This is a genomic window from Thermofilaceae archaeon, from assembly GCA_038731975.1.
Lineage (GTDB): Archaea > Thermoproteota > Thermoprotei > Thermofilales > Thermofilaceae > JANXEW01.
Genome location: JAVYQJ010000054.1, coordinates 1 through 4,558 on the forward strand (window position 1 = coordinate 1; position 4,558 = coordinate 4,558).

Consider the following 4,558-nt stretch of genomic DNA (forward strand, 5'->3'; position numbering starts at 1 on the left):
GCGCCAAGCTCTTCATAGGCGCTTGTTTGCTGCCTCAAGGCGAAGAGCGCTTGAGATAGGCTCTGGAAGCGTGCGTTGGGGGAGATCAACTGGATCGTGCTTGTTATCTGCGAGTACTTCTGGTAGTACTCTCTAAGCTGGGTTGGCTCCTGCCCGGGCTGGAAGGGTCTCGTAGCGTTGAATCGGAAGCTTATCGCAGGCGGCGGTCCCAGCGTGTGGAAGGCTATGAGGGAGGCTAGGAGTGGTAGTACGAAGCTGAAGAAGATCCAGAGCACAAGGCTAATCACGAGGGCGTGGCTCGACCTTGACGAGTTGACCGAGGCGAAGAGCGCTAACGAGTAGTACGCGAAGGCCAGCAGCGTGGCTGGTAGGAGCAGCAAGAGGAGCCTCACGAAGTCTTCCGCAGTCACTGTGATGCCCTGGAGCACCACCGCTGTTGGCATAGCGATGAGCGTTGAGAGCCCGAGCGCCAGCAGTATCAGTAGTGCAGCCGCAATCATCTTACCATTGATGAGGTCGTCCCTGTAGATTGGGCGTGATAGCACCAGCCTGATAGTACCCTTCTCACGCTCAGCTGCGATGGCCCCGAAGCCCAGCGCGATGCCCAGCAGCGGCGCTATGTAGTTAAAGGCATTAGCAACGTTGCTCGAGAGCTGCAGTACGACTCTCTGCCTACCCGTGGGCACTAGGCCTCCAAAGCCTCGCAGAGCGAAGCCGACAGCGTATGTTGATGCGATGTAGAATAGGATGAAAAGGGCGATGAGCCCCCAGAACCTAACGCTCTTTAGGTTCTCAACGATCTCCTTCTTTGCAACCACCAATATCTTCTCCATCATGCTCGCTCACCCTGGTAGAACTGGTAGAGGTCGTCCCACGTGGGCGCGAGAGGCTTAAGCGATTTCACTTTGAACTTGCCGGCTATGGACGATAGCTCTTCGCCTATATCGCGGCTAGCCTGCACTCTAATCAAGTCGTTCTCCAGCGCAACGTAAGTTACACCGCTCAAACCTTTTAGCTCACGCAGAAGCTCTTCAGCTCCCGTCGCTACAGTGAGCTCGTAACCGTACCCCCTCGCCTCTCTATAGGCTCTCGAGAGCTCCTCCAGGCTCCCCTGAGCCAAAATCTTCCCAGCGCGAATCAGGGCGGCGTGAGTGCAGATGTAGCCTAGCTCGTGCAGTAGGTGCGTTGATACGAGAATCGTCTTACCCTGCTTAATCATTTCCTCCATCATCCTCTTGAATAGGGCCGCACCCTGCGGGTCGAGCCCCAGCGTGGGTTCATCAAGGAGGAGCAGCTCCGGGTCCTTGAGGAGCACCTGCGCTAAGGCGAGCCTTTGGGTCATCCCCCTGGAGAAGCCCTTAACCTTGGCGTTAGCCCAGTTCTTCAAACCAACGAGCTCGAGGACCTCGTTGATTCTCTGCTTGAGCTCAGACCTGGGTATGCCGTCGAGCTTACCCAGGTACTCTAGGTTTTCGCGCGCAGTCATGTGCTCGTAAAAGCCGTAGTTCTCGGGTAGAACGCCAACCCTCTTCCTAATCTCAATCGACTCCCTGACGCTATCGAAGCCGAGCACTCTCGCAGTCCCGCTTGTAGGCAGCTGCAGGCCTATCAGAATGGATATCAGCGTCGTCTTACCGCTGCCGTTCGGTCCGAAGAGGCCGAAGAGGACGCCCTTCGGAACGCGTAAACTGACGCCGTCCAGCGCTCTAACTTCACCGCCCCGGTCCCTGAAGACCTTCACTAGGTTCTCGGTCTCGATCACGTACTCGGCCATCCTCCCATCACCTCCTACCCAAGCGTCTGAAGGCTATCAGGACCGCTGCCGCTATGATCACAACCACTGCCGCTGCTACGTAAGCGGGGCTGCTTGCGGCTCTAACGTACACGTGCAAGTCCCTGCTTACCGGATCCAGCTGGTCAGCTCTTAATGTCAGTGTTACGTAGTAGTCGCCCGCGTCAAGGGTGGGATCGGTCGTCAGGGTGAGCGTGAATGTTGCGCTTTCACCTGGCTTCAGGAGGAGCACGTTCTGCGGCTCAATGCTTAACGTGAAGCCGCTGGGCACGCTGGTAGCCGTTAGCGCTAGGTTCGTTAAAGAGCTGTAGCCTGTGTTGCTGACAGTTAGCTGGAATGTGGAGGTGGAGCCTGGCGCCATTTCGAGGTAGAAGTTCTGGGTCACGAAGCTGAGCGCGTACCTGCCCAGGATGCCGAGGCTCAGCGTGACTTCATCGCTGGTTGACGGCGCGCTGACTCTCAGCTTGAAGCTCAGCGCGCCCGGGTCGGCTAGCGGGGGTACACTGACGGAGAGGTACAGCGTTGAGCTACCGCCAGCCGGCAGGTAAACCTGCGTCAGGACGTTGCCCTGAGCGTCAGAAACGGTCCAGGTGTAGCCTTGCGGTAAGCCGGTAACGTTGAAGACTGCTAGACAGTCAGCCTCGCCGAAGTTGGTGACTGTGAACTGGTACTTGGCGCTCTTACCGGCGTAAGCATCAACGTGTGGAGTTCCAGTCGAAATGCGTAGAGTGGGAGCTCCCGTAGCCACCATGACATTGATTGTTAACGTATCGACGAAATACGTGTCTAGGCCGACGAGGCTCAAGTTAACGCTGTAGAGTTTAGGCTCAGCCTCTCTCGGGACTGCGAGGTACAGCGTCGCCTGCAGGCTTTCACTGGGGTTTAAGCTGACGGCATCTACAACGTTGCCGGATGAATCCTTCACAACCCCATTCCACCCGCTCGGTAGATCGGCGTTCAACTTAGCCGTAAAGGGTACCGGGAGACTGTTCGCAAACCGCACCGGTATCTGCAGCATTCTCCCAGGGGTCGCGCGCAGGGACTTTAGCGGGGTGCTTATCAGATTGAGTGGCTCGTTTACGACTGTTACGTTTAGTTCTCTGACGTGCGTAATGAAGCCTGTGAAGCTGAGCTTTACTCGACACGTTGTTGTCTCCATGTAAGGGGTCTTGATCTGAAGCGTGAGGCTCTGTGCTTCACCGGGGCCTAGCAGGAGCCTGGTCACCCTCATGCCTCCAGCGTATAGCGCAACGTCGAGGTCGCAGCTCTTCTCGACGCTTACGGAGATGTTCTCTGCGCTAGCCCCCTTGTTGCTTAGAGAGACTGGGATAGATGCTGTGGACAGCACGGGCAGCTCGATTTGGGACGGTGTGAGCGAAACTGTCAGGCTGTAATCCATCACGATGTCGCCGAGATCGGTGTAGAGCGTCTGCTTGCCAATGGTAAAGGTGAGCACCCTATCCACGTAACCGGGCTTGCTCAGCCTTAAAGTGTAGGTACCCGATGGTAGCGCTAGCCAGAATCTCCCATCGGCGCCTGTGGTGGATCTGGCTACAACGTTGTTATTGGAATCGTACACGACGACTGTCGCACCATCGATGGGTAGGCCGTCCCGGTTCAGAACGGTACCAGCGACACCGATCGACGCTTGTGCTAGCACCAAAACTGCCAGTAGAATCGTCGTGATGGTAGTGAGTAACCCTACAGCTTTCATCGGCTTCCACGGTAGAGGAGCTTATATGCCGCTTGTGGACCTTAAGTCCATTTTCCACTTATATCTCAACGCCGAATGCCTCCGCGATTCTCAGTATCCTCTCGTACTCTCTGAGGAACTCCCTCCCCCTCTTAGTGATCCTGTACTTCACTTCCCTCCCGTCCTCTTCGCGCACGACGAGCTCCTTCTCAGCAAGCTCATCGAGGTACCTCATGAGGCGAGCGTAGGACAGGTTAGCCTCCATCATCAACTTCGTGATGTTTGCCTCTCCCGACTCCAGAACCCTCAAAATATCCGCTAGGATCCTCAGCTTTGTGCGTCTTTTCATCAAGCCCGCGCCACCCTGGCTGCGAGCGCGAGGAAGGATAGCAGACCGAAAAGGTAGAGAGCTTTGGATGCCACGAAGAGCTCCTCGCTACCGCTGATGACAGAGAGAGGGAGTAATACGTTGGAGAGCAGCAGCATCGCGAAGGCAACTACGGGCAAAATGGAGTTCGTCGATTTCGTTGAAAGGTGTACGCTCACCGCGTTGAGCAGTATGAACAGCGATAACGCGATGTTGACGAAGGCGAGGGTCAAGAAAAGGCCGCTCCACACCCTTTGCAAGGCGAACAGCGGCAGCAGGGGGATTAGGGCGGCTGTGGGCTCCGCCTGCCCCCTCGCGCAGCGCAACTGTGCAAGCTCCACAGCGTAGCCGACAGCTATGAGGAGCAGAGCTGCAGTCTGCAGAAGCAGGGGGGCGGGGCCGAAGCCGTGCGCCAGGAAGAAGGCGAGGAGGGGGGCTCTTGCCAGGAAGGCGGCAGCAAGCAGGAGTATCCTCGCGGTTTCTCCAGCGGCGAGGAGGCCGAAGCCCAGAAGGAAGAAAAAGAAGAGCTGGGAGCGCGTAAGCCTGTAAGCTCGGTATAGGAAGTAGCAGAGCAGGAGTAGCGCAAGCGTGGCCGCGCCATCTATCAGCATGAGCACCAGCGAGGCTAGAACATGCCACCTCAACGGCTGGACGGGTGGAGGCACGTTCTCCCCATCGAAGCGCTAGATTAACCTTTTCCCCTCAA

At 56.9% G+C, this 4,558-nt stretch carries 5 protein-coding genes; all 5 read right to left on the minus strand.

Features of this window, described 5'->3' with window-relative positions; all coding sequences use genetic code 11:
- Nucleotides 1–836: ABC transporter permease (locus QXF46_09160; GenBank protein MEM0227028.1), on the minus strand; the 836-nt coding region annotated here is incomplete at its 3' end.
- Complete coding sequence (locus QXF46_09165) at nucleotides 833–1,774, minus strand: ABC transporter ATP-binding protein (protein ID MEM0227029.1); 942 nt, start codon at nucleotides 1,772–1,774, stop codon at nucleotides 833–835. The genes QXF46_09160 and QXF46_09165, both read right to left, overlap by 4 nt.
- 7 nt (nucleotides 1,775–1,781) lie before the next feature.
- Nucleotides 1,782–3,506, minus strand: coding sequence for an NEW3 domain-containing protein (locus tag QXF46_09170; protein MEM0227030.1), 1,725 nt, complete (start codon nucleotides 3,504–3,506; stop codon nucleotides 1,782–1,784).
- A gap of 58 nt (nucleotides 3,507–3,564) precedes the next feature.
- Nucleotides 3,565–3,834 (minus strand): DUF4364 family protein, encoded by a 270-nt coding sequence (locus tag QXF46_09175; protein ID MEM0227031.1) that lies wholly within the window; start codon nucleotides 3,832–3,834, stop codon nucleotides 3,565–3,567.
- On the minus strand, nucleotides 3,834–4,517 hold the full coding sequence (locus QXF46_09180) for a hypothetical protein (protein ID MEM0227032.1): 684 nt from the start codon (nucleotides 4,515–4,517) through the stop codon (nucleotides 3,834–3,836). The genes QXF46_09175 and QXF46_09180 overlap by 1 nt, the downstream gene beginning before the upstream one ends.
- Nucleotides 4,518–4,558 lie beyond the last annotated feature (41 nt).